13 protein-coding genes and 1 pseudogene are annotated in these 26,223 nt (G+C 67.6%); 3 read left to right on the top strand and 11 right to left on the bottom strand.

Annotated features, from left to right (window positions below):
* Window positions 1–406: 406 nt before the first annotated feature.
* From C8K30_RS12020 to C8K30_RS12025, 4 genes and pseudogenes are all read right to left on the bottom strand, one after another.
* Complete coding sequence (locus C8K30_RS12020) at window positions 407–3,454, bottom strand: RHS repeat-associated core domain-containing protein (protein ID WP_233257146.1); 3,048 nt, start codon at window positions 3,452–3,454, stop codon at window positions 407–409.
* A 30-nt stretch (window positions 3,455–3,484) separates the two neighbouring features.
* Window positions 3,485–3,862: pseudogene (locus C8K30_RS31810) on the bottom strand (hypothetical protein); the annotation flags it as partial.
* Window positions 3,863–3,935: 73 nt separating this feature from the next.
* The gene (locus C8K30_RS30300; RefSeq protein ID WP_146197447.1) at window positions 3,936–4,526 is read right to left on the bottom strand and encodes an SMI1/KNR4 family protein; all 591 of its coding nucleotides are present in this window, start codon (window positions 4,524–4,526) and stop codon (window positions 3,936–3,938) included.
* Window positions 4,526–13,771 (bottom strand): DNRLRE domain-containing protein, encoded by a 9,246-nt coding sequence (locus tag C8K30_RS12025; protein WP_146197448.1) that lies wholly within the window; start codon window positions 13,769–13,771, stop codon window positions 4,526–4,528. The genes C8K30_RS30300 and C8K30_RS12025 overlap by 1 nt, the downstream gene beginning before the upstream one ends.
* Window positions 13,772–13,999: 228 nt before the next feature.
* On the opposite strand from C8K30_RS12025, the gene C8K30_RS12030 reads away from it, so the two are divergent.
* Both C8K30_RS12030 and C8K30_RS12035 read left to right on the top strand, forming a co-directional pair.
* Window positions 14,000–14,302, top strand: coding sequence for a hypothetical protein (locus C8K30_RS12030; RefSeq protein ID WP_108493152.1), 303 nt, complete (start codon window positions 14,000–14,002; stop codon window positions 14,300–14,302).
* Between the two features lie 293 nt (window positions 14,303–14,595).
* Window positions 14,596–16,512: an N-acetylmuramoyl-L-alanine amidase gene (locus tag C8K30_RS12035; RefSeq protein WP_108493153.1), complete on the top strand. Its 1,917-nt coding sequence runs from the start codon at window positions 14,596–14,598 to the stop codon at window positions 16,510–16,512.
* Window positions 16,513–16,679: 167 nt separating this feature from the next.
* Here C8K30_RS12035 and C8K30_RS12040 read toward each other — a convergent pair whose 3' ends face one another.
* The 5 genes from C8K30_RS12040 to C8K30_RS12060 form a co-directional block, all read right to left on the bottom strand.
* Entirely contained in the window at window positions 16,680–17,267 is a 588-nt protein-coding gene (locus C8K30_RS12040; RefSeq protein WP_146197449.1) for a hypothetical protein, read from the bottom strand.
* Between the two features lie 61 nt (window positions 17,268–17,328).
* A complete protein-coding gene (locus C8K30_RS12045; protein ID WP_146197450.1) occupies window positions 17,329–18,318 on the bottom strand; it encodes a hypothetical protein in 990 nt (329 codons plus the stop codon).
* Entirely contained in the window at window positions 18,315–19,514 is a 1,200-nt protein-coding gene (locus C8K30_RS12050) for a PrsW family glutamic-type intramembrane protease (protein ID WP_158280991.1), read from the bottom strand. Before C8K30_RS12050 ends, C8K30_RS12045 begins: the two co-directional genes overlap by 4 nt.
* Window positions 19,507–20,064 (bottom strand): hypothetical protein, encoded by a 558-nt coding sequence (locus C8K30_RS12055; protein WP_108493157.1) that lies wholly within the window; start codon window positions 20,062–20,064, stop codon window positions 19,507–19,509. Before C8K30_RS12055 ends, C8K30_RS12050 begins: the two co-directional genes overlap by 8 nt.
* A 45-nt stretch (window positions 20,065–20,109) precedes the next feature.
* Entirely contained in the window at window positions 20,110–22,833 is a 2,724-nt protein-coding gene (locus C8K30_RS12060) for a BTAD domain-containing putative transcriptional regulator (RefSeq protein ID WP_369940030.1), read from the bottom strand.
* Window positions 22,834–23,041: 208 nt separating this feature from the next.
* On the opposite strand from C8K30_RS12060, the gene C8K30_RS12065 reads away from it, so the two are divergent.
* On the top strand, window positions 23,042–24,850 hold the full coding sequence (locus C8K30_RS12065; RefSeq protein ID WP_233257147.1) for a glycoside hydrolase family 15 protein: 1,809 nt from the start codon (window positions 23,042–23,044) through the stop codon (window positions 24,848–24,850).
* Between the two features lie 15 nt (window positions 24,851–24,865).
* Here the strand turns inward: C8K30_RS12065 and C8K30_RS12070 are convergent, their stop codons facing one another.
* The gene (locus C8K30_RS12070; RefSeq protein ID WP_108493160.1) at window positions 24,866–25,717 is read right to left on the bottom strand and encodes an MIP/aquaporin family protein; all 852 of its coding nucleotides are present in this window, start codon (window positions 25,715–25,717) and stop codon (window positions 24,866–24,868) included.
* 31 nt (window positions 25,718–25,748) lie between these two features.
* Window positions 25,749–26,222 (bottom strand): hypothetical protein, encoded by a 474-nt coding sequence (locus C8K30_RS12075; protein WP_108493161.1) that lies wholly within the window; start codon window positions 26,220–26,222, stop codon window positions 25,749–25,751.
* Window position 26,223: the final 1 nt, after the last annotated feature.

Genomic DNA, 26,223 nt, shown 5'->3' on the forward strand with positions numbered 1-26,223 from the left:
CAGTGGCGCATCCTCTCCACCGGCAACCGCGAACGCTTGACCGAACTGCCAACCGTGATCCACGTGATCGCCAACCTCGAGTTCTACCGACTCGCGAACTAAATAATGCTCTCAGCTAAACTGAGAAATCCAGAAAGAATCTCACCATTCGCTTAATGGAATTCCACAAGACTCGCCACATGGAGGAATCGGTACGCACGCCGACGACAATCGTGCCGACGGCGACCATTGTCCCACCACCAAGTAGGAGTAAGATCCCCGCTAGCAAGACTGGAAACGGTAGCGAAGCGAAGTAGCCCGCAAGAAATATCGGACAGCCGACAAATCCGAGCACCATGCCAGCTGTAGCAATTCCAGATGTCGGATCTTCTGGGTACGGAATCTTAGCCACCAAAACTACCCTTTCTCAGAACGACAGACCACCGCCGGTGTCAATCAAGAATCCAATCAAATCGTCGGAATCCTCTGGCGGTCGCGAAATTGCCTTCGGGGCAATATTGAATACGGCCTGCTTGAGCTGGCCCCCCGCCGTGCAATTGTCGTAGCACTCCCCTCGGTCGAGGAACACTTCATAGGCTTGCTTACCGCCTCGAACTGCTCGCAGCCCCCCGAAGACAACGTCCTTGCCTCCGAGGAGAACGCACGCGGCAGCTCCAGCGCCCCCCGCCACCATTGCACAGCCGGGTGTTAGTTCCAAAATCTTGACTCCACGGTACGCCATAAAACTGCCATAGCCAATATTGAACGCCGCAGCAGCTCCCTTACCCCATTGGTGTTCGACCGGAAGATTCCAATATGGAATCTCTTCCAACCAGCCATTGGCTGTCCGAAGCCCACCCATGCAGTTCTCCGAGAACGACTCATTGGGGACGGCCGAGCACCAGTCCGAGATCTTCAGATCTTCGCTCCCGCTGGGGGAGACTTCATTTGATGCGTCGGCATCGCCTTCGGGTTGTTCGGTGGTGTCGTCTGAACCGCCAAGGGCGGCCTGCAAGGGTGTCGCTTCACCGCAAATGTCCACGATTCCCTCAGCGCACGGTAGGTGCCCGTCGACCTCGATCATGGAGATTGGATTGCCGGCTCCGAACGCGTATCGGTTGCTGGTGTAGGGGTTCGTGCCAAGCCCCATATCAGCCAGGGCCCCGTTGTACATGTCCCGCGTAGTGAACCTGTTCAAACCAGGCGCATAGTCCCGGAAACCCATGTCATACGTGCCAGAGCTTGCGTCCCAGCGCTTGGAGTTGTACCGGTAGGCGTTGTATGGCTCCGCGTCCTCCGGAGTACCAGGCTCGGCCTTGTCGATCCCTGTGTACTCAGACTCGTCGGCGTTCCCATACGCGGTGTACCCGTACGTCGCCACCGTGTTGCCCGCGTCGTCAGTCAGGGTTTCGACGTCGGTATGGGCGTTGTACCCGTAGTAGGCACTCTCTCCCGCCTCGACACCGTTCTCAGGGTCGGCCTGATGGGTGATCTGCGACAGCCGCTGACCCCACGGCGAGTACTGGTACGACTTGGTCAGCTCACCAGCGACCTCCTCGCCCAGCACCTCCGACGACAACCCGAGGTAGGTGTAGTCAGTCGTCTCCCCGCCTGCGGTCTTGGACGCGGTCCGGTCCAGCGGGTCGTACGCGTAGGTCGTCGAATCCATCCCGCCGGACTCGTTCAGCTTCTCCGACGTGGCGATGTGGTCGAACCCGTCGTACGTCGTCCGGCTGATCGTCAGCCCCGCCGAGACCACCGACGTCTGCCGACCGAACGGGTCATAACGGTAAGACGCCGTCGCACCGTCAGCCGTTGCCGTCAGCAGCCGGTTGCGGTCGTAGGCGTACGTCGTCGCCGTCCCACCCACGCTCTGCGAGATGACATTCGCATTGTCGTCGTGCACGTACGTCTCGGTCTTGGCCCCGTTGCCGGTCTTCACGGACTGGGAGAGCCGGTCCACCGGGTCGTACGAGTACGTCGTGGTGCTGTTCAGGTACGCACCCGCGACATCGGCGTTCGCCTTGGAGGCGACGTCGGTGGCCTTGTTGCCGTTGTTGTCGTACGTGTAGGCGTGCGAGGAGACCAGCGCACCGCCCGACTTCTCCTCACGCAACGACTTGAGCGCACCGTCCAGGAAGAACCCGTTGGTAACGACGTTCCCGTTGGCCTTCGTCTGCGTCGCCTGACGCCCCAGAGCGTCGTAGGTATACCGAGTCACCTTCGCCGCGGCACTGTCGTTCAGATCGTCCACCGACAGGGACGTGAGCGGCCCGCGAGCATCGAGCCCCAGGTCGTACGTGTACTCCGACCGCTGGTCCGGGTGCGCCACCGTGACCGGCTGCCCCAGCACGTCATACGTGTACGACGTCGTCGCCGTGTCCTGACCCGCCAGCGCCTCCTTGACGGACGCGACCTGGTTCAGGCCCGTGTAGGTGACCTGGTAGTCGTCCGCCCGCGCACCCGAGGACGTGTCATTGATCCCGGTCAGGTTCCCGTTGACGTCGTACGAGTACGCGAACGCCCGCGCCTCCGTATCGGTATCAGCAGAGTTGTCCCGCACCAACCGCACCGCGTCTGCCACTACCTTGCCCGTCGCCGACGGCTTGAGCGTGACTGTGACAGGGTCACCCTTGACCAGCTCCACCTCACCGACCGTGTTCCACGCCCCGGCCCCGGTGGTCTGGTTGACCGTGTAGGCCGGCTCGGTCACCTCCCCGCCATGACCGTCACCGTCCGCGCCGTGGGTCAACTCGAACTTCGCATCCGTGGCGGCACCCGTCACCTGCGGATACGTCACCGCCAGCGAGTACGTCCCATCGGCCGGGGCATCCAGGGTCCAGGTGAACTTGTCGGTCGTGGTCCCCGTGACCGCGGCATGCTGGCGGTGGTTGGTGCCCTGCTGATCAGGAGCAGTCCAGAACGTGGACCAGGTGCCCGTCACGGCGGTCAGACCAGTGGTGTTGTTGTCCGTCACCACCGAGTGCGACCCCACCGGTACACCGTCATCAGCCTTGGAAGCCAGCTTCCCGTCCGGGAAGTACGCCCACGTCATCGTCCGGTTCGCGGACCCGTCCGCCGACGTCAACGTCCGGGCGGTCTGCGCACCCAGGTCGTCGTACTCGTACGCCGTGGAGATGTCCCACGGGTCCGTGGTGTTCTTGATCCACCCGTTGTCGAGGTACTCAGTCACCGACTCGTTGCGGACCGTCTGCCCCTCCGACGCCGGCATCGACGTCTCGGTGACCCGGCCTGCGGCGTCATACACCGTCTCCGTGTACACGTTCGCGTCGTTGTACCGGGCGTCCGCCGGATCGTACGGCTGGAACTGCTTGACCGGCCGGTTCAGCGCGTCGTACTCCGTCCGCGACGCGAAGTCGTCCGCATTGGCCGTCGCCACACCCCGCGGCGTGACCACCCGCGTGGTGTTGCCGACCTCGTCGTACTCCACCTTCGTGGTCCGGTACTGCACCACACCGCCGACGCTCTCGTGCGGGGACTTGGTCTCCACCTGCGCGCCACGCTCGTCATATGAGACGTAGGACGTGTTGCCGTCCGGGTCCGTCGAGGACACCGCCAGACCGTCCGCGTCATACTCCGTCGAGCTCGAGTTACCCGCCGCGTCCGTCGCCGAGACCGGCCGGTGGCTCAGGTCATACTCAGTCGTGGACGTGAAGTCGTCCGGATCCGCCGTGGCGTTCTTCTTCGGGTCCACCGTCTTGACCAGGTTGCCGACCTCGTCGTAGCTGTACCTGACGACGTCGCCGTCGGCGTTGGTCACCGACGTCTGCTGGTAGATCGCGTCGTACCCGTAAGTTGTGATGAGTCCGTGGCGTCGCCGGTGGTGGCCACACCCTTGGGCTCGGTCCTCCTTTGAGTTCACCTCCCGTGTTACGCAACCACGCCAGGAGACGTCAAGACGTTAACGATCTATTAACTCACGAGCCCGTACCGCTTCACGACCATGCAGAAATACCCATTGCGAAACGTCGCTCGTCCTCGGCATATGACAGATACCGGATCATGTCGCCGGAAGGTATTAGCCCGAGATCCGGATACCCCTCGAACACGGATGTGAGCAGGAATTCTGAGAACCCGAGCTCATATCGGGTCCACTCCCACGCCGTCTGATCCCAAACGATCGTTGCCCACGATTCTGGGTCGTCGCTCGAGATATCCCAGCAGACAATATCTGCGGATCCACTAACCCCCCACGCCCACATCTCGACACTCTCGGGCGCACCTTCCCAGACCGAATATACGTTGTCCTCTGGCCGCCCGTTACCCCACATCGAGTACACATTCGAAGTTTCGGCAACCATTTGCTCCATGCCAGATGCGCGTATCCGCCCGGCCTCCAGAACACCGAAGTCTTCTTCGAAATAGCCGCCACCGAATCGGTCAATGAAAGCCCGATAATCGCTGGGGAACAGCGTGCCCTTTGGTGGGCGGAGCCGCTCCCAATCACGAGGCTCTCCGAGGGCTCCGATTGGCTGGACGCTACTGATCAACCGAGCCGACGCAGCACGATCCGAAAGCCCACTCATTACGGTTCTCCTATCAACGGAACCGCATCCCCGTTAGCGTCTGTTGCGTTTCCGAGGTTGGTCCCTTTGTACGTGTTCTGAAAACTTGCAATCACGGTCTTCGTACCAAGACCTGCCTTGGTCGCGACAAAGTTTGCCTGGAACGATGTCGGGACAGTTCGGTCGCCAATGTAATTTACGCGCACCATGTAGTTGACCGTCCAGCCATTGTCTACCAGCCAACCAACCTGCTTCTCCAGCGCATGATACATGTTGATGTCGTTCTGATCCGAGTCGATCTCTTTAGTGTTAAGTCCACGCGCGCATGTCGCGACGTTCCGAGGGTTCCGTCCGTCGCCGCCCAGGGACCCTGCTAGAAGGTGGCAGCTGTTGATGTTACCCCGCTCACCTCCAAGGGGCTTGATATAACCACGCGCCCACTTGCTTCCAGGTGACGGCTTCGCTCTGATCTTGTTCGGCGTGCGTTGGTTTCCGGGGATACAAATGGAGGCGCCCTGGGCTCGTTTCAGGCTATCGAGATCGAGATAGCTTGGCGTGTTGCTGCACGTGGCCCCCGCGCCCGTTTTCGAAGGCGTCGACGGCGAAGGCTTCGGGTCCGACTCGGGCGCGGCGAGCACGCCGCTCGATCCAACCGCCTCGAAGCCGAGTACAGCGAGGATACCCACTGTGCCGCCCAGTGCGGAGCTGAGTGTGGAGCCGGTACCACCTGCCGTCCCTGGTGCGGCAAGGGGTGCCAACGGCGCGGGCCGAGCAAGCGTGCCAACACCGCCTCCGCCCCAAGAGCCGCCGCTTCCGCAAGCGCTGCAGGGAGCGTGACCGTCGCCTTCGATCAGGCTGATCGGGTTGCCGGCGGTAAAGGCGTACCGGTTACTGGTGTACGGGTCCGAACCCAGCCCGAGATCGGCGAGAGCTCCGTTGTACATGTCCCGCGAGGTGAACCGGTTCAGGCCCGGGTCGTAGTCGCGGAACCCCATGTCGTAGGTGCCCGAGGCGGTGTCGAACCGCTTGGAGTTGTATCGGTAGGCGTTGAACGGTTCGGCGTCCGGGCTGACCGGGTCGGGCTTGTCGATGCCTGTGGTCTCGCTCCGGTCGGCATCGCCGTAGGCGGTGTACCCGTAGGTCGCGACCGTCCCACCAGCCTCGTCGGTCAGGGTCTCGACATCCGTGTGCGCGTTGTATCCGTAGAACGCGGTTCCGACCTCGGGCGCTCCATCCCCGTCGCTCTCGTCCGGTGCGCCAGGGTGGGTGACCTGGGACAGTCGCTGGCCCCACGGGGAGTATTGGTACGACTTCGCCAGCTGGCCGGCGACATCCTCCGTCAAGACCTCCGACGACAGTCCCAGGTAGGTGAACCGGGTTGTCTTACCGTCGGAGGTCTTTGACGTGGTCCGGTCCAGCGGGTCGAACGCGTAGGTCGTCGCCTTGAGCAAGCCGGCGTCATCGATCTCTTCGGACTTGACGACGTGATCGAATCCGTCATACGTGTTCCGGGAGACCACCGACCCCGCCGCCGTGACCGACGCCTGGCGTCCGAACGGGTCGTAGGTATACGACGCTGTCTGGCCCGGCGTTGTGACGGTCTGCAGCCGGTTGCGGTCGTAGCTGTACGTCGTGGTCGTGCCGCCCACCGTCTGGTTCACGACATTCGCGTTGTCGTCGTGAACGTACGTCTCGGTCGACGCGCCGCTGCCGGTCTTGGTCTTCTCGATCAGCCGATCGACCGGGTCGTAGGTGTACGACGTGGTCGAGTCCATCAGTGCATCGGTGTCCGCGTTCCGCTTGGATGCGGCATCGGTGGCTTGGCTGCCGTTCTCGTTGTACGTGTACTCGTGCGACGCGACCAACGCTCCGCCGGAAGTCTCCTCCCGCACCGTCTTCAGAGCACCGTCGTTGAAGTACGCATTCGTGACGACGTTCCCGTTGCCCTTGGTCTGAGTGACCTGGGCACCACGCTCGTCATATGTGTACGACGTCGTGGTCGGGTCACCCGCGCTCGCACCAGCCGTGTCCGTCACAGTGACCGTCTTGACCAGGTTGCGCAGGTCGTACCCATACTCCGCAGCCTGGTCCGGGTGATCCACGGTCACCGGCTGCCCGTTCGGGTTGTACCCGTACGCCGTCACCACCGCAGCAGTGGCGTTCTCCGTGACGCTGGCAACCTGGTTCAGCTCGTCGTAGACCATCTCGTACGACGACACCGACGCGCCCGCCGAGTCGTCAGCGATCCCGGTCAGGTTCCCGTTGACGTCATAGTCGTAGGTGAACGTCTTCTGCTCGGTGTCCGTGTCCGCGGAGTTGTCCCGGACCAGCTTGACCCCGTCCGCCACCACTGTCCCCGTGCTCGACACGGCAAGCTTCACGGAGGCCAACTCGTTCGCGCTCAGCGCGTACGAGGCAACCTTGCGCCACGCGCCCGCACCCGTCGCCTGGTTCACCGTGACAGCCGGCTCGACCACCTCCGGCTGCGTTCCTTCAGCGCCGTCGGGGTCATGCGTCAGCTGGTACTTCGCACCCGTCGCAGCGCTCGTCACCTGCGGGTAGGTGACATACAGGTCGTAGGTCCCATCCGCCGGCACGTCCAGGTTCCAGGTGAACGCATCCGTGCCCGTACCGGCCGCGTGGGTGCGGTGGTTGAACCCCTGCTCACCCTCCACCGAGGCCGTCGCCCACGTCCCAGTGGCGGACGTCGACTGGGCGTCGGTGTTGTCCACCAGGGTCACGTTCGACCCCACCGGCGCACCCTCGTCCGACATCGAAGCCTGCTTCCCGTCCGGGAAGTAGGACCACGCCATCGTCCGCGACGTCGACCCATCGGCAGCCGTCAACGTCCGGGCCGTCTGCTGCCCCAGCTCGTTGTAGTCGTAGCTCGTGGTGATCCCGTGCGGGTCGACCGACTGCTTCACCCAGCCGTTGTCGAAGTACTCCACCTCAGTGGAGTTGCGGACCGTCTGGCCTTCCGACGGCGGCAGCGACGTCGCCACGACCCGACCTGCGGCGTCGTAGGTGGTCTCCGTGTAGACGTTCGGGTCGTTGTAGCGGCTGTCCGCGGGGTCGTACGGCTGGTAGGAGCGCACCGGCCGGTTCAGCTCGTCGTACTGGGTCCGTGCCGCGAAGTCCTCGGTATTCGCCGTGGCGACCCCACGCGGGGTGATGACCCGGGTCTGGTTGCCGACCTCGTCGTACTCCACCTTCGTGGTCCGGTACACCGTCGACTCCCCGGAACCGGAATGCGGAGCCTTGGACTCCACCGCGGCGCCACGCTCGTCGTAGGTCACGTAGCTGGTGTTCCCGAACGCATCCGTGCTCGAGACGGTCAAGCCGTCGGCGTCGTAGTCGGTGGTGCTGCGGTTGCCCTCGGCGTCGACCGCCGCCACGGGGCGGTGGTTCAGGTCGTACTCGGTCTTGGACGTGTAGTCCTCGGCATCGGCCGAGGCGACCTTGATCGGGTCGCGCACCTCGACCGTGTTCCCGACCTCGTCGTAGTCGTACTCGATCCGGTCACCCTCCGCGTTGGTCACTGCGGTGAGCTGGTAGATCGTGTCGTACGCGTAGGAGGTCACGTAGTCCGTCGCGTCGCCGGTCGTGGCCACACCCTTGGGCTCGATCGTCTTCAGGACGTTCCCGACCGTGTCGTACTCGTACTTCGAGATGCGGTCAGGTCCGGCCGTGGTGTCCTTTGGCGCGGAAGCCGACGTGACCTGGTCTGCCTTGTCATATGTTGCCGTTGACGTCGATCCGTTCGGTGCCGTAGCGGTCGTCACGTTGTCGTTCGCGTCGTACACCGGCGCCGGCGTCGTGATCGTCTCGCCGGCCGACTTCCGATCGGTTGCCGCCAGCGGCCGCCCGAACGCGTCATACGCCTGCGTCACCAGCCCGTCCAGCGGGTCCTCGACCTGCGTCACCAGGCCGCGCCCGTCGTTCGAGTACGTGGTCCGCGAGACGTTGCCCAGCGCGTCCTCGGTCACCACGGGGTAGCCCACGTCGGTGTACTCGCGGTACTCGGTCACGTTCTCGTTCGCGTCCGTGGCCGTCAGCAGCTGCCCGTACGTGTCGTACGTGTACGACGTCGTGTAGTCGCCCGCCGTCGCCGTCGCGATCCCCTTGCCGTCCGTGACGGTCAGCAGGTTGCCCTTGGCGTCATACGTGAACTGGTTCTTGCGGCCCTGCGGCGAGGTGGTCTTCGCGATCTGCGCGACATACCCGCTGTCCCAGGTCCGGTACTCCATCACCTGCGTACCGGGCGGTGCCTGCTCCGCGGTCTCCCCCGGCACGCACTCCGACGCCGGCGGCGCACCACCACGGTCCGCGTTCTGCTCAGCGTCCCGCTGCCACAGCGGGTACCCGGACTTCGGGTCGTAGCAGTACGCGGTCACGGCCCCGTTGTCCTCAGTCAGCGTCCGGACGTTGTTGTCCGTGTCCCACGTCAGCGACACAGTCTCGGACTTTGCGTTCGTCACCGACCGCGGCCGGCCGAAGTCGTCCGACACGTACGTCGTGGCGTGGTCCTCGGCGTCCGTGACCGTCGAGTTCCACCAACCCGCAGTGGCGTTCGGCGCGTAGTCGAACGTCGTCACACCGTCGTTGCGGTCGGTAATCGTCTGCACCGACCAGTGGTCCTTCGGGTCATCACCCTCGGACGGGTAGAAGTACGACAGCTCGGTGTCGTTGCCCCGCGGGTCGGTGATCCGCGCGAGCTTCGCGTTCTTGTTGCCCTGGTCGGCGTCGTAGGTGAACTTGAACGTCTTCGCGATCGACGCCCCCGACGCATCCGTCGCACCCACGCCGTCGATCATCCGGCCCATCAGGCCCTTGCCGGTGTAGTAGAACTCGATCTTCCGGCCAGAGATGTCAGTCATGGACCGCACGTGGTCGTAGATCTTGGAGTTGTTCAGTGCGCCGGAACCGTTCACCAGGTTGCCGGTGGCCTCGTCCACGTACTGCCAGCCGGTCTGGCCCTTGGTCCAGTAGTTCACCGTCAGGGTCTGCCGGCCCGTGGGGTCGGTGACGTACTGCAGGAACTTACGGGGCTGGTTGTTCGACTGCCGCTCGGCGTAGGTGAACTGCTGCGTGTTGCCGTTCTTGTCGATCACCTGGTTCAGGTAGCCGTCGCAGCCGAACACGAACTTCGTACCGTCCGGGCGCAGCATCGTCCAAGCGTCCGGGTCCGGGTCCTTGTTCGACGCGCGGCAGTCCACCCCGGCCTTCTGGGTCAGCCGGTAGTTCACGCCCGCAGGCGCGTCCCACTGGCCCGTCGTGGTGTTCAGCCGGAAGACGTGAGTCGTGCCGTCGCCGTCCGGCAGCATGACCTCACGCGGGCTGTTGTTCGGGTGGAACTCCAGCGGCGCGCCGAGCCGGATCGGCCCGGACACCTGCGCCGACCAGCCGAAGCCCGACACCGTGTCGGAGGTGTCCTGCGAGTTGTACGCGAACCGCGCGAACGTCGACAGGCCCCGGCCCGGGTTGGCGAACGCGTCATACGACCAGACGGCGTTGCCCGCCGCGACGTTGTTCATCAGCGTCGACCCGGCACCGGTGTTCTTACCCGCGTAGGTGTAGAAGCTCTCCAAGCCCAGCTGGTCGGACGTCGGGTCCTCGACCGCGACGTTCTGCTTGAGCTGGCCCGTCGGCAGCGCCGCGATGCCGGCCTCGGCCAGCACGCCGGCCTCGGTCTGCTCGGCAGCACCCCCGGTCGCGGTGGTGTCCAGCCCCTGGGCCGACGCCGCGGCGTCGACCGAGTCCTCACCTGCGGCCTCGGCCTCCTGGCGAGCGGTCTTCGCCTGCGCCGCCGATGCGGTGTTCGCGATCTCCCACGACAGCGAGTAGTCCGAGCGGAGGTTCCCGTCACTCACCGGGGGCGCGACGACGGACGCCGTCATCTCGGCCACCTCACCGGACGACAGGTCCTCCGGCAGAGCCGTCGTGGTCGGCTCGGAGCCCGGTGCGACCGAGCCGTCCGGCAGCGTCCAGGACGCGACCAGTGCCTGGGAACCCTTGACCCAGGTGGTCGGGGTGGTGTTCGAGACCGTCACCGGCACCTGGTAGGTCGTGCCTGGCGTCATCCGCTCCGGGGTGTCCGGCGCGTAGAACGTGTCCTCCGGCGCCGTGGACAGGTACGTCACCGCCAGACGCGGCCCGGAACGCTCCAGACCGTTGTGGTCCTCGGCCTCACCCGAGGCGAACAGCGACCGGTCCTGGGAGGCGGCCTCGTCAGCCATCTTCACCAGCAGCGACTTGTGCCAGGTCGGGTTGTCCACGAACGCCTGAGTCACCGCCTTCGCGTCCCAGGACAGGCGCGACGGGCCCTCGCCCACGCTGGAGACCGCCGACTGGACCGTGCTCGAGTAGGTGCCACCCGCGTTCCACGTCCCGGTCCCCGAACCGTCCGGGTCGTTCCACGTCGCGGTCGTCTCGTTGAAGTCCACCGTTGCCCGGTGCAGGTTGTACACGCCCTGGGTCGGGTAGACCATGTCCCCGTTCCCGTCCAACTCCGTGGTCTCGGTGGTCTCCTGCCACATCTGCAGCTTCGAGTCGGTCACCACCGCGCCCGCGGGGATGTCCCACGCGGCGGCGTCCCACTCCATCACCGTGCGCGTATCGCCATAGGTGGGGCTGGCGTTGCCCACCAGGTCCCAGTACTGCGTCGTGATGTCCTGGACCGTGTCACGCGGCGTGGTCGGCTGCCCCGACGTCAGGGACGTGTCTCCCGAAGCCACCAGGATCTTCGTGGTGTGCCCCGCCTTGGGCAGCCGCACGATCTGCGTCGAGGACGGCACGATCGTCCCGTCCTTGCGCTTGACCGCGACCTGGTAGTAGTACAGCTTGCCCTCGCCCGTCGCGTCGGCCGCGGTCGGCACCGCCGTCGTGTCGGTGAACGATGTCGTCCCCGGGGCCACCGGCGCCACCAGCGTGGTGGCCGACGGCGTGAACGTCTGCGACACGCTGCGGTGCACCTGGTACTCCACCAGGTTGTCCCCCGTGCCCGACGACGGGTCCTGATACGCCGACCAGGACAGCTCCGCACCCGTGGCGTGGATGGTGTCCGGGATGTCCATCACGACACCCGGCTGCCCGTACGTGACTGTCAGCCGCGGCATGTTGCGGGTCTCGCCGCCGTAGACGTCCTCGCCCGCCTCGTACCGCGGGCCACCGACCGGACCGGCGGCCGTCTCGTCGGTCGCCTTGATCATGAACCCGTTGTCGAGCGACGGGGTCTTGACCCACTCGCCGACCGTGCCGGACACGTCGTACGTGTGCCACTTGCCGATCTCGCCGGCAGTCCGGACCTCGGTCGCGTCCTTGATGAACCGCACCCCGTCCGCGATCACCGCGGTCGTCGACGTCGCCGGCGTGTCCAGGATCTCCACCTTGCCGCTGGTGCCGGCGTCGAAGGTGTGCGCGGCGACCTCGCTCCATCCGGTCGCCGCCTGCTGGTTCACCATGTACGTGTGCACCGGGTTGGCGGTGGCGTGCGTGATCCGCACCGGAACCTGCGTGGACCGGTTGCTCCCGGTCACGTTGTGCAGCCACACCTGCCACAGGCCCGAGGCCGGCAGGTCAGGCGTCCAGGTGAAGATGTCGCCCGCGACCGTGTCCCGGTTGAACTGGTAGTCGCCGCCGAACCCGTCCGCGCCCGTCGCCGAGGCGGGCCAGTTGCCCGTCGACGACGCGTACGGCGAGACGTTGTTCAGGGTGCGGCGTGTGCCCGCGACCGCGCCCATCAGGCCGTTCGCGCTGTTCCACGTGGTGCTGGAGGACGTCCACGGTGCGGTGACCTCGCGCACCTCCAGCGGCACGCGCGTCGCCCAGTCGGTGTGCGCCTGGTCGAAGTAGAGCTGCAGGTCGGCGTGCGTGACGTTGGCACCCAGCGGCACCACGCCGTCCGTACCCGTCGTACCCGTCAGCTTCGGGAACTGCACCATCGAGCGCGCGACCCCGCCCTCGGTACGACCCACCGACAGCCGGCTGCTGGTGTAGTAGCTGGTCGTCGGCGCCTCCGACAGGATCATCGTGTCCTTCGAGAACGCACCCGTCGGCGAGACGATGATCGTCGGGTCCACCGTCACCGGCCACACCCGCGCCTCGTCGCCGAGCCACTCCTGGTCCGGCGTCACGGTCAGCGTCCAGGCGCCCTTGCCCGCACGCTCCAGCTCGTAGTCCACGTCCGTCGAGACGGCGGCGCCCTGGTCGTCGGGAGCGGACAGCTTGCCGTCCTGCGTGGTCTCGGCCTCGCGGGAGTCCCACATCACGCCCGCGGGGATCGACGCCACCGGCTCTGGGTCGAGCTCGGAGTAGAAGCCGATCGACCCGTCGTCCTCGACCCGCGGGGTCAGGTCGCCCAGCTCGGACAGCGTGAACGTGAACTCGGCCGGGTCGGCGCCGTCCGGGGCCTCGGCCAGGACGATCGACTCCTTGACCCGACCGGGCAGCACCTCGTACGACAGGTCCGCACCGCCCAGCCCCGCCACCTCGGAGTGAGTCACCGTGTCCCCGTCGACCCGCGGCGAAGTCAGGTCGCCGGCGGCGGCATCGGGCAGCCCGACGGTCACACCGCGGCCGGCGGCGTCCTCCACCCGGACCACCCGGTCCGGCCGCTGACCGAAGTACGCGCGGGCCGTGTTGGCCACGCTCGCGTGGGACCAGCCGTCCGAGGTAGCGGCCTTGCCCGCCTTCGTGGAGAGGCCCTTGGCCTCCGCGCCGGCCACGGCCTTGCCGGTCGCGGCGACGGTCGTGTCGATCTCGGCCAGGCCGTCGTGCGCGGTCTCGTAGAACAGCGGCTCGGCCGACAGCTCGACCTGGCGCTGGCCGTCGTCCAGCAGGAACGTCCGGGTGTTGACCGTGCGCTTGCCCGTCAGCTCACGCACCCGCTCACCCGGGTCGCCGGGCGTCGCGACCGGAGCGTCAACCGGATGCTGCTCCGGCGCGAGCGGGGCGTCCGCGGGGATCGGGTCCCCCTCGGGCTCGTCGTCACCTCCACCGAACAGGTCAGTGAACCAGTTCCCGCCGTCGTCCCCGTTCTGGTCTGACGAGGTGTCGGACGGCGGGGCCGCTGCCGCGGCCGCGGCAGCCCGGTCCGCCTCCGAGAGCCCGTCGCCGGCTGCCGCCGAGGCCGAGCCGGCAGGCACGACGTAGACGCCGACCAGTGCGGCGGCGGTCACCCCCACCGTCGACACGCGCACCCACCACCGCGCGCCCGAGCGGGGCATCGTCGTCGGAACCGCAACCGGACCGGTCGTCCTGCGCACCATCGAAAAACTCCCTGAGCTGCGCCCCCGCCACTCTCAGGCAGAGGTCAAGAAACCTCCGGTAGCGAACCAGCGCCCGCCCAGGACGAGGAAGCCTGAGAAATCCTCCGGGTGAATTTGCGGGTGAAAGTAAACGGCGCGTATCGGACTTTTTTGACGTCCGCACGCCAGGATGCCTACGTTGTAACGAGATGCCAGGCGGGTTGAGCACAGGGGAAGGATCTGCCACTGATGGCGCGCAAACGAGCCACGACAGAGAACCTGCTTGCGGTGCTGACCCTCTACGAAGTGGGCTCTTGCGGGGCGGCAGCCAACATCCTGGGACGAGACTCCGACACGGTCAGGTACCACCTGACCGCCACCCGAGAGGTGTACGGGGAGAACGTGCTGGTCTACGACCACGGCAGGTGGGAAGCCACTCCCACGGGTCTGCGAGTCCTGGAGATCGCACGCAAGGCGCGTGCGCTGAACGACGACCTTGCGGAGATCGACGCCCCCGACCCTGACGGCAGCAGCTCCGAGGACGCTGCCTGAGCTGTGTCCTGGCCGTCAGGATCACAACTCTCGAGAGCGGACCCGCACATGACGCGATGGCTGCCGTTCCGGCCGGTCCACGGGAAGTTCACCCGCTCGGCCGGGTGAATCCGGTCGAACCGGCCGCGCCGCGCGGCTAGTGTCCCTGTGTTATTTGCGTCGTTTGCACTGGCTGCGAACGCGCTCAAGACGAGGAGGACACATTGGCTCGGCATGCGGCACAACCGACATCCCGATCGGGCCTGAGGGCATCGGTCACCCGCTCCGTGGTGGGTAGGACGATCATCCTGGGTGTGGCACCCGCGATCGTGCTCGGGGGCGCGCTCGCCCCGACGGCCACGGCAGAGACGCTGTCGCCGTCGCTCGAGCCGGAGGGCACCTCTGCCCCCGTCGCGCCGGAGGACTCCGCGCTGCCCGACGCCGGCACGACGGCGGCCGAGATCGACCGGGTGGAGGTCGCCGCGGCGCCCGCCGCCGAGACCACCGTCGTGGACGACGTGACGGGTTCGAACCCGGAGGAGGGCGCCGAGGCGGCCACGGTGGCCGACGGCGCGGTGGTCCTCGACACGGCTGACACCGACGGCCGGCTCGCGGGCGAGATCGCGGTGCCGGAGGGGTTCCAGACGGTCGGCCTCTCCTGGCCCGCCGAGATCGACCAGGTAGTTCCCGAGATGCAGGTGCGCACCCGGGCCGCCGACGGCACCTGGAGCGAGTGGAGCCACCTGGAGAAGTCCACCGACGACGCCGACGCCGGTACCGCCGTCAAGACCTCGACGCCGGTCTACGTGGGCGAGGCCGACGCGGTGCAGCTCGCGACGGTGGAGGAGACGGCGGAGTTCCCGGAGGGCATGGAGCTCAGCCTGGTCTCGTCCGCGCAGGTGACCACGGCCGCGGCGACGACGGCGGGCACGGTCGCGCCGTCGGCCGCGACGGCGGGGCCCACGATCATCACGCGCGAGGAGTGGGGCGCAGCGCCCCGGTGCCTCGAGCCGGGCACCGGTCCCACCTGGTTCCCCGCCGAGGGCGGCCTCAAGGCCGCCGCGGTGCACCACACAGTGAACCCGAACGACTACGCCACAGTGGCCGAGGCCATGCAGGCCATCCGCAACGACCAGGCGTACCACCAGCAGACCCACGGCTGGTGCGACATCGGCTACAACTTCCTGGTCGACAAGTGGGGAAACATCTACGAGGGCGCCGACGGCAGCATCGAGGAGCCGATCATCGGCGCCCACACCGGCGGCTTCAACACGAGCACGGTCGGCGTTGCCATGCTCGGCACGTACACGACCGAGGCGGGCGTCACGCCTGCGGCGGCTCAGCAGGACGGCGTGGCCAAGATCATCGGCAGCCGCCTGTCGGAGTACGGCGTGAACCCGGACGAGTCCGTGGTTCTCACCGCCGCCGCCCACACCGACGGCGGCCGCTACTACACGGGCGACCAGGTGACGCTGCCGCGTGTGTTCGGACACCGCGACACGCACCAGACCGAGTGCCCGGGCGAGCTCGCCTACCCGCTCCTGTCGACGATCCAGGATCAGGCCGCGTCGTACGCGCGGCAGTACACCGAGGTGGCGGAGCAGTACAACAACTTCGTCCAGGCCATGTACCAGGACTACCTCGGTCGCGAGGCCACGGCGACCGACATCGAGAGCTGGGCCTACCGGGTGTCGGTCGACGGGCAGGGCGTGCTCGCCGACGGCATGGCGAAGTCGGACAACTACCGCAAGGTCCGCATCACCGCGGCGTTCCAGGCGACCCTCGGCTACACGCCGTCGGCCACACAGACGGCCAACTACCTGTCCCAGGTGAAGCAGAAGACGCGGACGATCGACGAGATCGAACCGTTCCTCATGGGCACCTCGACCTACTACAAGCACGTGGGTAGCACCGACGCGAAGTACGTGACCGCGCTGTACCAGCACATCCTGCACCGCCCGCCGACGTCGGACCAGCTCAACCACTGGATACCGCGGCTGGCGACGCTGGGGCGCGCAGGCGTCGTCAATGCCCTGTGGGACAACCCGCAGGCGGTGCGCCTCCGTGTAGTGGCGACCTACCAGCACTACCTCGGCGTCGCGCCGACCACCGCCCAGGCCGACACCTGGGTAAAGCGGCTGACGGCCGGAACGGGCGAGGACGAGGCGACGCTGCGCCGGGCGATCGTGGTGACCGCGAAGTACCTCGCCAACGCCGACTTGAGGTACTGAGCCCCCGGCGGGGACCATCAGCAGGCCGTCAGGTGCCCGGCAGCTCAGGCTGCCGGGCACCTGACGTCTGCACGATGTGAGCGACCCGCCGCCCCCGGCATCTTGACCACTCGTGGCCTTTGGCCGGGACGGTCAACCGCCTGCGGGCGGCGTGGTTCAAGCCGAGGCTACCTGGGATCGACGCACGTCCAGCTGATGGTGCCGGTGAGCTCTGCACCCGGGGTCGGTGACGTGAAGCTGTCCAAGGTGATCGTCCCGGAACCGTCGGCCTCGACCTCGATCGTCGGGCTGCTGTCCAGCCCCGGCACGAACGGGCCGATGCTCGCTCCTGGACCGAGCTCGTACTCGCCAGGACCGGCATACCCCTCGGCGGCGAAGTACACCGGCAGGTCCTCGCCGCCGATCCTGGCGGGCTCGCCGTCCAGCGGGGCGAATGCGAACCCGTCGGCGCTGCTCGCGAGCTTGGCGCAGCTGAACTCCGCGCTGGTGTCGGTGAGGCTGCCGGTCGTGGGGATGGCGACGACCCGGTCGCTTGCGGTCATCGTCCCGGACAGCTCGTAGTTCTGGCACAGCGACACCTCCTGCTGAGGTTCGCAGCCGCCTGATGCCCCGTTCGCCACCTCGCCGGGGTCGCCCTGGTCGCCGCTGTCGGCCGACGTCGTGCCGGCCGAACCGCAGCCGCTGACCAGCAACCCGACCGCCGCGATAGTGCCAACTGCTACGGCCTGGACCGACCGCCGCAATGGTCTCGTCATCTTCTTCCGTCCTTTACCTTCGTCGGGGGACAGCGGTCTGCTCGGTCGTGCCGAGTCCCGATCACGGCACATGACCCGGCGGGTATCCCGGATAGCCCGGGTACTGCGGCGTCTGCTGTGTCGCCTCGGCTGGGTTGCCGCTCGATCCAGAGCCGTAGCCCGAGTAGCCCCCGGTGCCGCTGTTCCCGGAGTAACCGTCCCTGCCGCTGTAACCGCCTCCCGCGGCGTCGCCTGCGGACGTGTCAGGGATGTTCGGACCGTCCAGGTAGTCGACGGGCAAGTCCGGGAGCCGCGAGTAGGCCGCGTTGATCGCACGCATGGCCACTTCTGTCAGCGCGCTTGCGCCGGGATCTACGGCGTCACCTACAGCGGAGGCGAGAGGGGAGAAGTCGCCGCCGAACTTGCCGACCACGTACTCGGTGCCGATCTTCGCGACTTTTCCACCGACAGGTTTTGCGTTCTTGATCTGCTCCTCGGAGAAGAAAGGCTTGCGAGGACCAGGGCGCTCCCCAGGTCCGAACGTGTCCTCGAATGTGTGCTCGTGTTTCACCGACCCTTCTGGGGGAAGGTCGTTCTTGGCGAGCGACTCCTGGTATCCCGGGTTCTCGTAGTACCTCTCGCGATACTGCCCGTTCCCCCAGCGGTGTTTGTCCATTTCCGATTCCGGTACGGTCGTTGGGCTGCCTGCCCGCTTGATCGCCTCGCGCTCCGCGTCGCCTGCGGGATCCGGCGGGGGCGGCGGTCCGTATGGCTTGGCCGGCCCAGTCGGCGCGCCTCCTCGCTGCCTCACCTGCTCCTCAATGCCCTCCATCAGGTTCGCCGATGTCGGCGGCGCCATGCCGGCGCCTGCGGCTCCAGCACTCGCGCTGGCCGCCGACGCAACCGCGCCGGCCATACCGCCGGCCGCTCCGGCGGCGCCGACGACGTTAGTGACGCCCTGTGCGGTGCCGCCCTTGGTGGAACCGGAGTTCAGCACCCCGACGATCCCGTCGACGACGTGGTCGAACCCACCGCTGGTGAGCTGTTCGAGCATGCTCCATGTCAGGCTCATTTCTGTCCCTCCGATCGCTGCGGCACTGGCGCAGAACCCGCATCGGCTGCCGCGGGCTGCGCACCTCTCCCGGACTTCACTCGCTCCGATCCCGCTGCTTGCCAGACGCCTAACATGCGACCGCGCCGCTCGCCCTCTGTGGCGGTCCCCCACACCCACAGCGGCATTCGTGTAGGTGGCAGCGGTGGCAAGCTGCGTCCGAACGAGCCCGCCAGCTTCGTCATGCGGCGATGACTCGTCAGGTTCCACTCGACGAGCACTATGACCGCCGTCCCCGCGACGAGCAGCAACGTCGACAGCCCACCGCCGAGGAGCAGCACGTGCAGGATTCGCACCAGCACACTGACGGTGCCGTCGGCGAAGGCGTTGGCGACCGCGTGCTCACCCAGCGCGGCGGCTATGGTCACCGGGATCGCGATCCAGCTCCAGCGGCCCCCGCGGTACAGCAGCCCGATGCCCAGGCCGAGCGCGATCAGCGCGCTCCACAGCAGGTGACCGGCACCGATCACCGTCACGCCGTCCGCCCAGTTGGTTCCCATGACCGGGAACGGCACCGTGAGCACGGGCGGCGACTCGAAGTTGAAGCCGCCGCGACCGAACAGCGCGTTCTCGTGCAGGGCGAAGCCGGCACCCGACCACGCGCCGAGCAGCATGATGTCTGTCGCTGACGGACGGACCTCCCGGCGTCTGGCGAGCAGCACCACGATGAGCGCGGGCACCACCTTCAGCACCTCCTCGATCACCGGCATCACCACGACGCTGCCCACCTGGGGCTGCTGCTCCAGCGCCGACATCAACGGCCGGCCGACCAACGCCGAGAGACCGAACATCCCGAAGAACCCGGCGAAACCAACCGCCGCGAACGCCGGGAACCGCAGGGTTCGCACCGACCCGACCGCCAGCGTCAGGATCACCAGCACCCAGGTGTGCGCGAGCAGGTCCTGCACGAACAGGCCCACGCCGCCGGCCTCCGTAAGGCTCGGCAGCGAAGCCAGCAATGCCAGCGTCGACCCGGCCAGACCGACCAACGCCATCAGGTTCAGCGACCGCCAGCCGTGCTTCAGGCCCGCCAGCCGGCCGGGACGGCGCGCCGGCGCTTGGCCGGCAGGAAGGGCCGACGGCGGCGGAGCGACGTCGGCCGGGGCATGCACCGAGTCCCGCGCTTGCCCGGGGGGTGCGTAAACAGGCTCACTCACCGGAACCATCTCCGGTCGCGAGATCGACGTCCAGGTCCGGGCAGTTGGTGGCGACCCAGTCACCGACCTCCTCGGCGGCCTGCACCATCGCCTCCGCTTCGCCCTGAATCTCGGCGATGGCGTCTTCGTCCTTCGTCACATAGGCGTCAGCCACCTTCTCGTAGAAATCAGCGGCCGTGTCCATCGGCGCCTTGATCTCACCCGGCGCGACGGCCGCAAGCTCACGCATCGTGTTCTTGAGCTCGTCGATCTTGGCAGGATCCCCGTCGAGGAACTCCATCGAGAACGCGTCACTGCTCTGTTCGAGCTTCACGCAGAAGGTGCCGCCGCCGGACTCCGCCGGCTCACGTTCCTCGGACTCTGCCGGCTCGCCTTCGGGCGCACGCTCCCCGGCGTCGGCAGTCTGCTCGGCCGTCGATCCGGCCTGCTGCTCACCCCCACCGCCGGAGTCCGTCGCCGCACAGCCGGCCGTGGCCAGCACGGCCGCCGCCAGCACGATCACGAGCCGCCGGCCCGCGATCCCCCATGTCGTGTTGCGCAACTGGTTCATGCGCACAAAGCTGGACGACTCCGCTAAAGGTCGGCTAAAGGCCGGTCAGAGCAGCTCGTCGACCGCCGCGTCGAGGGACACGGCGGAAGCCGACTCGGTGACCGCACCCGCACGGTCGGCGAGGGACGCGCGTGCACCGGAGCGGGTGGCCTCCCGGTCAGCCTCGCGGTCGACGGAGAAGGGCCGGGCGTCCAGCCGCTCCCGTTCGCGGTCGGTGATCGTCAGCAGTCGTAGGGCCTCGTCCGCCCGGCCCTCGGCGAGCGCCAGCCCGGCCAGACCGTCCAGCGCGTCCAGCTGCCCGGTCTCCAGCTTGGCCCCGCGGTACAGCCGCAGGCTCCGCACGTACAGTGCCCGCGACCCGGCGAGGTCGCCGTCCGTCCGGGCCATGCCGGCGAGATTGCTCAGTGCGAACGCCTCGCCCGTGGTGTGCCCGAGCATCCCTGACCTTTCGAGTGCCGAGCTGAAAGCGGCCTTCGCCTCGGCGGGCCGGCCCAGCCCACGCAGTGCCATACCGAGCGGGTTGAACGTGGATGCCGTGCGCATCGCGTCACCCATCGCTTCGGTCAGCTGCCGGCACTCCTGGGCGTACTCGAGCGCCGCCTCGTTGTCGGCCTGGGCGAGCGCGGTGAACGCCAGCCCGTTCAGCGCGCTCACGACGCCGAGCGGATCGGGCAGCTCCCGGTACACCCGCAACGCCTGCTCACCGAGCCGCCGTGCCTCGAGATCGTCCCGGTTGGCCCGGGCGAGTGCCGACGCCGCTCGATAGGTCTCGGCCCGTAATCGACCGGGCAGCGAGTCGACCGCCGGCAGCCCGCGCCGGAGCCAGCCCCATGCCTCGACGGCCAGTCCGTGATCACCCCAGAACCACCACAGCGACGCAGCGATCCGCAGCATGGATTCGACGTCATCGCCCTCGCCGAGGCACCAGGCGACGGCGGCGCGGAGGTCGGGACTCTCCCGCGTCAGCCGGGGCAGCCAGCTCGGGTCGAACCGCTCGCGGTCAGCGGTCTCGGCCAGCGCGGCATACCAGGCGGCGTGCCGCTGTCGCAGCCGTCCCGCCTCGCCCGGTTCGTCTCGCTCCAGCCGATCGGCGGCGTACTCCCGGATCAGGTCGAGCATCCGGTACCGGGCGCCGTCCGCCGACAGCTCGACGTTCAGCAGCGACCGGTCTGCCAGCCGGACCAGGATCTCAGGTGGTCGACCGGTGACCGCCTCGGCGGCATCCCGCCCGAACCCGCCCGCGAACACCGAGAGCCCGCAGAGCATTGTCTGCTCGTCGGGCGTGAGCAGCTGGTAGCTCCAGTCGATTGTCGAGCGCATGGTGCGGTGCCGGTCCGGCGTCGTCCGCGAGCGGGTGTCGGACAGCCCGAGGCCGCCGCCGATCTCGTCGAGCGACAACGCGCGCAGCTGGGCGGCGGCGAGCTCGATCGCCAGCGGCAGGTCCGACAGCCGTTGGCACAGCTGCGCGGCCGCGCTCCCGTTGCGGCCGTCGATGGTGAACCCGCGGCGCGCCTCCGCGCCGCGTACGGCGAGCAGCCGGATCGCTTCGGCGCGAGGCAGCCCGGATACCGGCCAGACCTGTTCGCCGGGTACGCCGAGCGGCTCGCGGCTGGTCGCCAGGATTCGCAGGCCCTGGCAGCCCGCGAGCAGGTCGGCGGTCACCCGGGCACAGTCGTCGGCCAGGTGCTCGCAGTTGTCGAGAACGATCAGCGCCCGCGTGCCGCGCAGCTGCGCGACCAGCACCTGCGTGATCGGCTCATTGGTGCGGGGGCGGATGCCGAACGCGGCGGCGACCCTGTCGGCGACCGAGCTACCAGGCGCGGACGCCGCCAGCTCGACGACATGCACGCCGTCGCGATGGTCGGCTTCGGTGTCGCGGGCCAGCTCGAACGCCAGCCGGGTCTTGCCTGCGCCACCGGGGCCGGTCAAGGTGAGCAGTCGGGTCCGACCGAGCCGGTCGGCCAGGTGCTCCAGCTCGTTGCGCCGCCCGATGAAGCGGCTGGCCGAGACCGGTATCGACGACGGCGGGTCGAGGGTGGGGTCACGGCGCTCGATCGCCCGGGCGAGTGCGGTCAGCTCGCTACCGGGTTCGACGCCGAGCTCCCGTGCCAGCTTGACCTCCAACTGCCGGAAGCTCTCCAGGGCTTCGGTGCCGCGGCCGCAGCGGTACAGCGCGAGCAGGTGCAGGCTCACCAGGCGTTGCCGCGTCGGATGGTCGGCGACCAGCCCCGACAGCTCGGCGACCAGGTGCGCGTGCCGGCCGATGGCCAGGTCGGCGCCGAGCCGATCCTCCAGCGCGGTCAGGCGAAGCTCGGACAGCCGCGTGCGGGCGGCAAGCACGTCGGGCCCGTCCGGAACGCCCGCGTACGGCTCACCGCGCCACAGGTCGAGCGCGGTCGCGAGGTCGGCGGCGGCACGTGCCGGGTGATCGGTCCGGGCAGCTCGGGCGGTCATCACCAGCGCCTCGAAGCTGAGCGCGTCGACCTCGGCGGGTTCGGCGTCCAGGAGGTAGCCGTTCGGTGCGGTGACCAGGCGATCCCCAAGGACCTTGCGCAGGCCGGAGACGTGGACCTGCAGGGAGGTACGCACGGTCGCCGGCGGCTGTTCGCCCCACAGCTGGTCGATCAGGCGGTCGGTGGAGACGGGTGTGCCGGCGTGTGCCAGGAGTACGCCGAGGAGGGCCCGCGGCCGCGGCCCGCCGAGCGGGACGGAGGTGCCCTCGATGATGGCTTCCAGCGGTCCGAGGACCCGGAACTCAGCGGTCGAAATCGTCGCTCCTCACCAGGACAACGACATGCTCAAACGAGGCATGCGGGGAAACGAAGGCCGGCCAGTATTTCCTTCACCGAAAGACCGAATGTAAATCAGATGTTACTGTCAAAAAGCAATATCCAAGCTCCCGAGCCGTGGACACTGCGATGGCCAGTGAAGGCCCGGCATGTCGAATGCGCAACCCGTGCTTGAGGACAGGACATTCGTGGCTTACCAATCGCTTGAGAACTATGGGTTCATCGGCGACCTGCACACGGTGGCTCTGGCCGGCGTGGACGGGTCGATCGACTACATGTGCTTCCCGCACTTCGACTCCCCCACCGTCTTCGGCGCTCTGCTCGACGACGACCTGGGCGGACGGTTCAAGATCGCCCCTGCCGTCGACGGATCTCGGTACAAGCAGATGTACCTGCCGGACACGAACGTGCTCCTGACGCGTTTCCTCGGCGCCAACGGGGTCGTCGAGATCACCGATTTCATGCCGGTCGAGGAGATGCGACACACGCACATCCTCATTCGCCGGGTGCATGCGGTCCGGGGCCCCGTCGACCTCCATCTCGAGTGCGCGCCGCGCTTCGACTACGCCCGGGTCGGTCACCGCGCGAAGGCCAAGGGCGACGAGGTGTGGTTCATCCCGAACGACAACAGCATCCCGACGCTGCGGCTGCTCTGCGCGATCCCCGTCGACGTCGTGGACGGAGACGCCGTCGTCGACTTCACTCTGCAGTCCGGGGAGAGCGTCGACTTCGTCCTGGAGACCGTAGAGAGCGAGGAGCGGAGCCCCGCCGAAGCCACCGACTACGCCGAGAAGGCACTGCAGCACAGCATGCAGTTCTGGCGCGGCTGGAACGCCACGATGTCCTACCGCGGACGGTGGCAGGACATGATCAGCCGCTCGGCGCTGGCGTTGAAGCTGCTCACCTCGCAGAAGTACGGCTCGATCGCCGCGGCCGGCACCTTCGGCATCCCCGAGGAGATCGGCGGCGAGCGCAACTGGGACTACCGGTTCACCTGGGTCCGGGACGCGTCGTTCACCGCGGCCAGCCTCATCCGCCTCGGCTTCACCGAGGAGGCAAGCGGCTTCATTCGCTGGATCGAGCAACGGTTCGACGAGTCCGACACCCCGGGGAAGCTGCAGATCATGTACGGCATCGACGGCCGGCACGACCTCGCCGAGGCGACGCTGGACCATCTGAGCGGCTACCGGGACTCCGCTCCGGTACGCATCGGGAACGGGGCGTACGAACAGACCCAGCTGGACATCTACGGTGAGCTGCTCTACGCGGTCAACCTCTACGACGAGCTGGTCGAGCCGATCTCCTACGCGTTGTGGAAGGACCTGTCGGCGGCCACCGACTGGGTCTGCGACCACTGGCGGGACACCGACGAGGGCATCTGGGAGGTCCGTGGCGGGCAGCGCGAGTTCCTGTACTCGCGGCTCACCGACTGGGTGGCGTTGGACCGGGCGATCCGGATCGCGCAGCGGCGGTCGTTCCCCGCTCCGCTGGCCCGCTGGATCCAGGTCCGCGACGACATCCACAACGAGATCTACACCGGCTTCTGGAGCGAGCAGAAGCAAGCGTTCGTCCAGTCGAAGGGTTCCGACACGCTGGACGCGTCGGCGCTGATGATGCCGCTCGTCGACTTCATCGCCCCCCGTGACCCGCGCTGGCTGTCCACCCTCGACGCCGTCGAGAGGGAGCTGGTGGACGACGCACTCGTCTACCGTTACCGCCCGGATACGGCCGCGTCGGACGGCCTGGAAGGCGCCGAAGGCACCTTCGGCATCTGCTCCTTCTGGTTCGTGGAGTGCCTCGCCCGGTCCGGTCAGATCGACAAGGCGCGACTCTTCTTCGAGAAGCTGCACGGCTACGCGAACCATCTGGGCCTGTACGCCGAGGAGCTCGACCCATCGGGGCGGTTCCTGGGCAACTACCCGCAGGCCTTCACGCACCTCGCCCTCGTCAACAGCGCGCTGTACCTCAACGAGGCCCTCGAGCGACGGCAGCGCTGAGATCAGCCGCTCGACTCACTGCTGCACGTGGAACTGAGGCTGTGAGTCCCCGGGCGGCTTCGCGGTGGCGGGGCGCCGGGCCGGCAGATGCGTGCGCAGGACCGAGCGGTAGTCGGAGTCGTGGAAGAGCTTCGCGGTGAGGATGACTCGCGGGGTCGTCCGCCACACCACCGCCACGAGCGCCGCCCCAGCGAGCGGCCCCGCGAAGTACACCCACCAGTCCTGCCACTGTCCCGACACGAGATTGGGTCCCAGGGTCCGCGCCGGGTTCAGGCCGGCGCGGGTGAACTGGGAGCCCAGCCAGAAGCTCAGCGTCACGACCGTGCCGGCGACGACGGGGGTCCACCGAACCAGGACAGGCGTGGAGACGGACACGAAGATCGCGCATATCACGAGACCCACCATCAAGGCTTCCACCAGCACGGCGGCCCAGGGGGCCACCTCCGGAGCGATGGCGCCGTACTCGATGCCCGCTGCCGTCTGCCTCCAGACGAGGCGGAGCGCGAACGCGCCGAGCGCGCCTCCGATGAGCTGAGCCGTCCAGTAGCCGAAGAGGTCGTGCGGGTGCACGTGCCCGGTGATCCAGAACGCGAGCGTCACCGCGGGGTTGAGATGGGCGCCACTGAGGCGACCGGTCGGGCTCCTCGCGATCGAGGTGAGGATGACCACGAACACGATGCCGAGCAGGAGCCGGCGTACGGGCTCCGACGGGAGCCAGTCCTGGACGACCGATCCCGGATGGAACAGCAGCGTGGCGGTCGAGAGGGCGGCGAAGACCAGGACAGCCGTGCCCGCGAGCTCGGCGCCCCACTCGCCGAGGTGCAGCCCGCCGGTGGCGGGCTGCGGTGCCGGGCGCTCCTCGCTCAACGTGACGACCGCTCGCGTCCTGGGTGACGCATCAGGGGGCGTCGATCGTGGGCGGTGCCGCCCAGCTGCCGAAGCCCTGCGCCTTGGCTCCGGGCGGGTTGGCGCCGATGGTGGGCCACAGGAGGGCCTCGGTGTAGGACGCCGGGGAGACGACGTGGGTGCTGTCGTGACCGCGGGTGGCCTGCACGTCACGCCATTCCTGCGGAAGCTCGTACCACGTGCCGACGAACCACATCTTGATCACGTTGCGCGCGACCGGGCCGAGCAGACGGTCGCTGAGGATGCGGGCACGGAGTCCGGTGTCCAGCGCCTTCTCGTCGTCGCCGGCGTCGCGGTGCACGTCTGTGTACGTGTTGAGCAGCTCGGCTAGGACCTCCTCCCCCACGGCTTCACGCGTCGTGGACAGGTAGGGATCAGCCTGGCCGGTGCCGAGCAGACGGAAGCGCGAATAGCCCGTCAGGGTCGAGGAGAGGTCGAGAAACGCCTCGTGGAGCTCGTCGTTCATC

Origin of the sequence: Promicromonospora sp. AC04 (assembly GCF_003058225.1) — a bacterium.
Classification (GTDB): domain Bacteria; phylum Actinomycetota; class Actinomycetes; order Actinomycetales; family Cellulomonadaceae; genus Promicromonospora.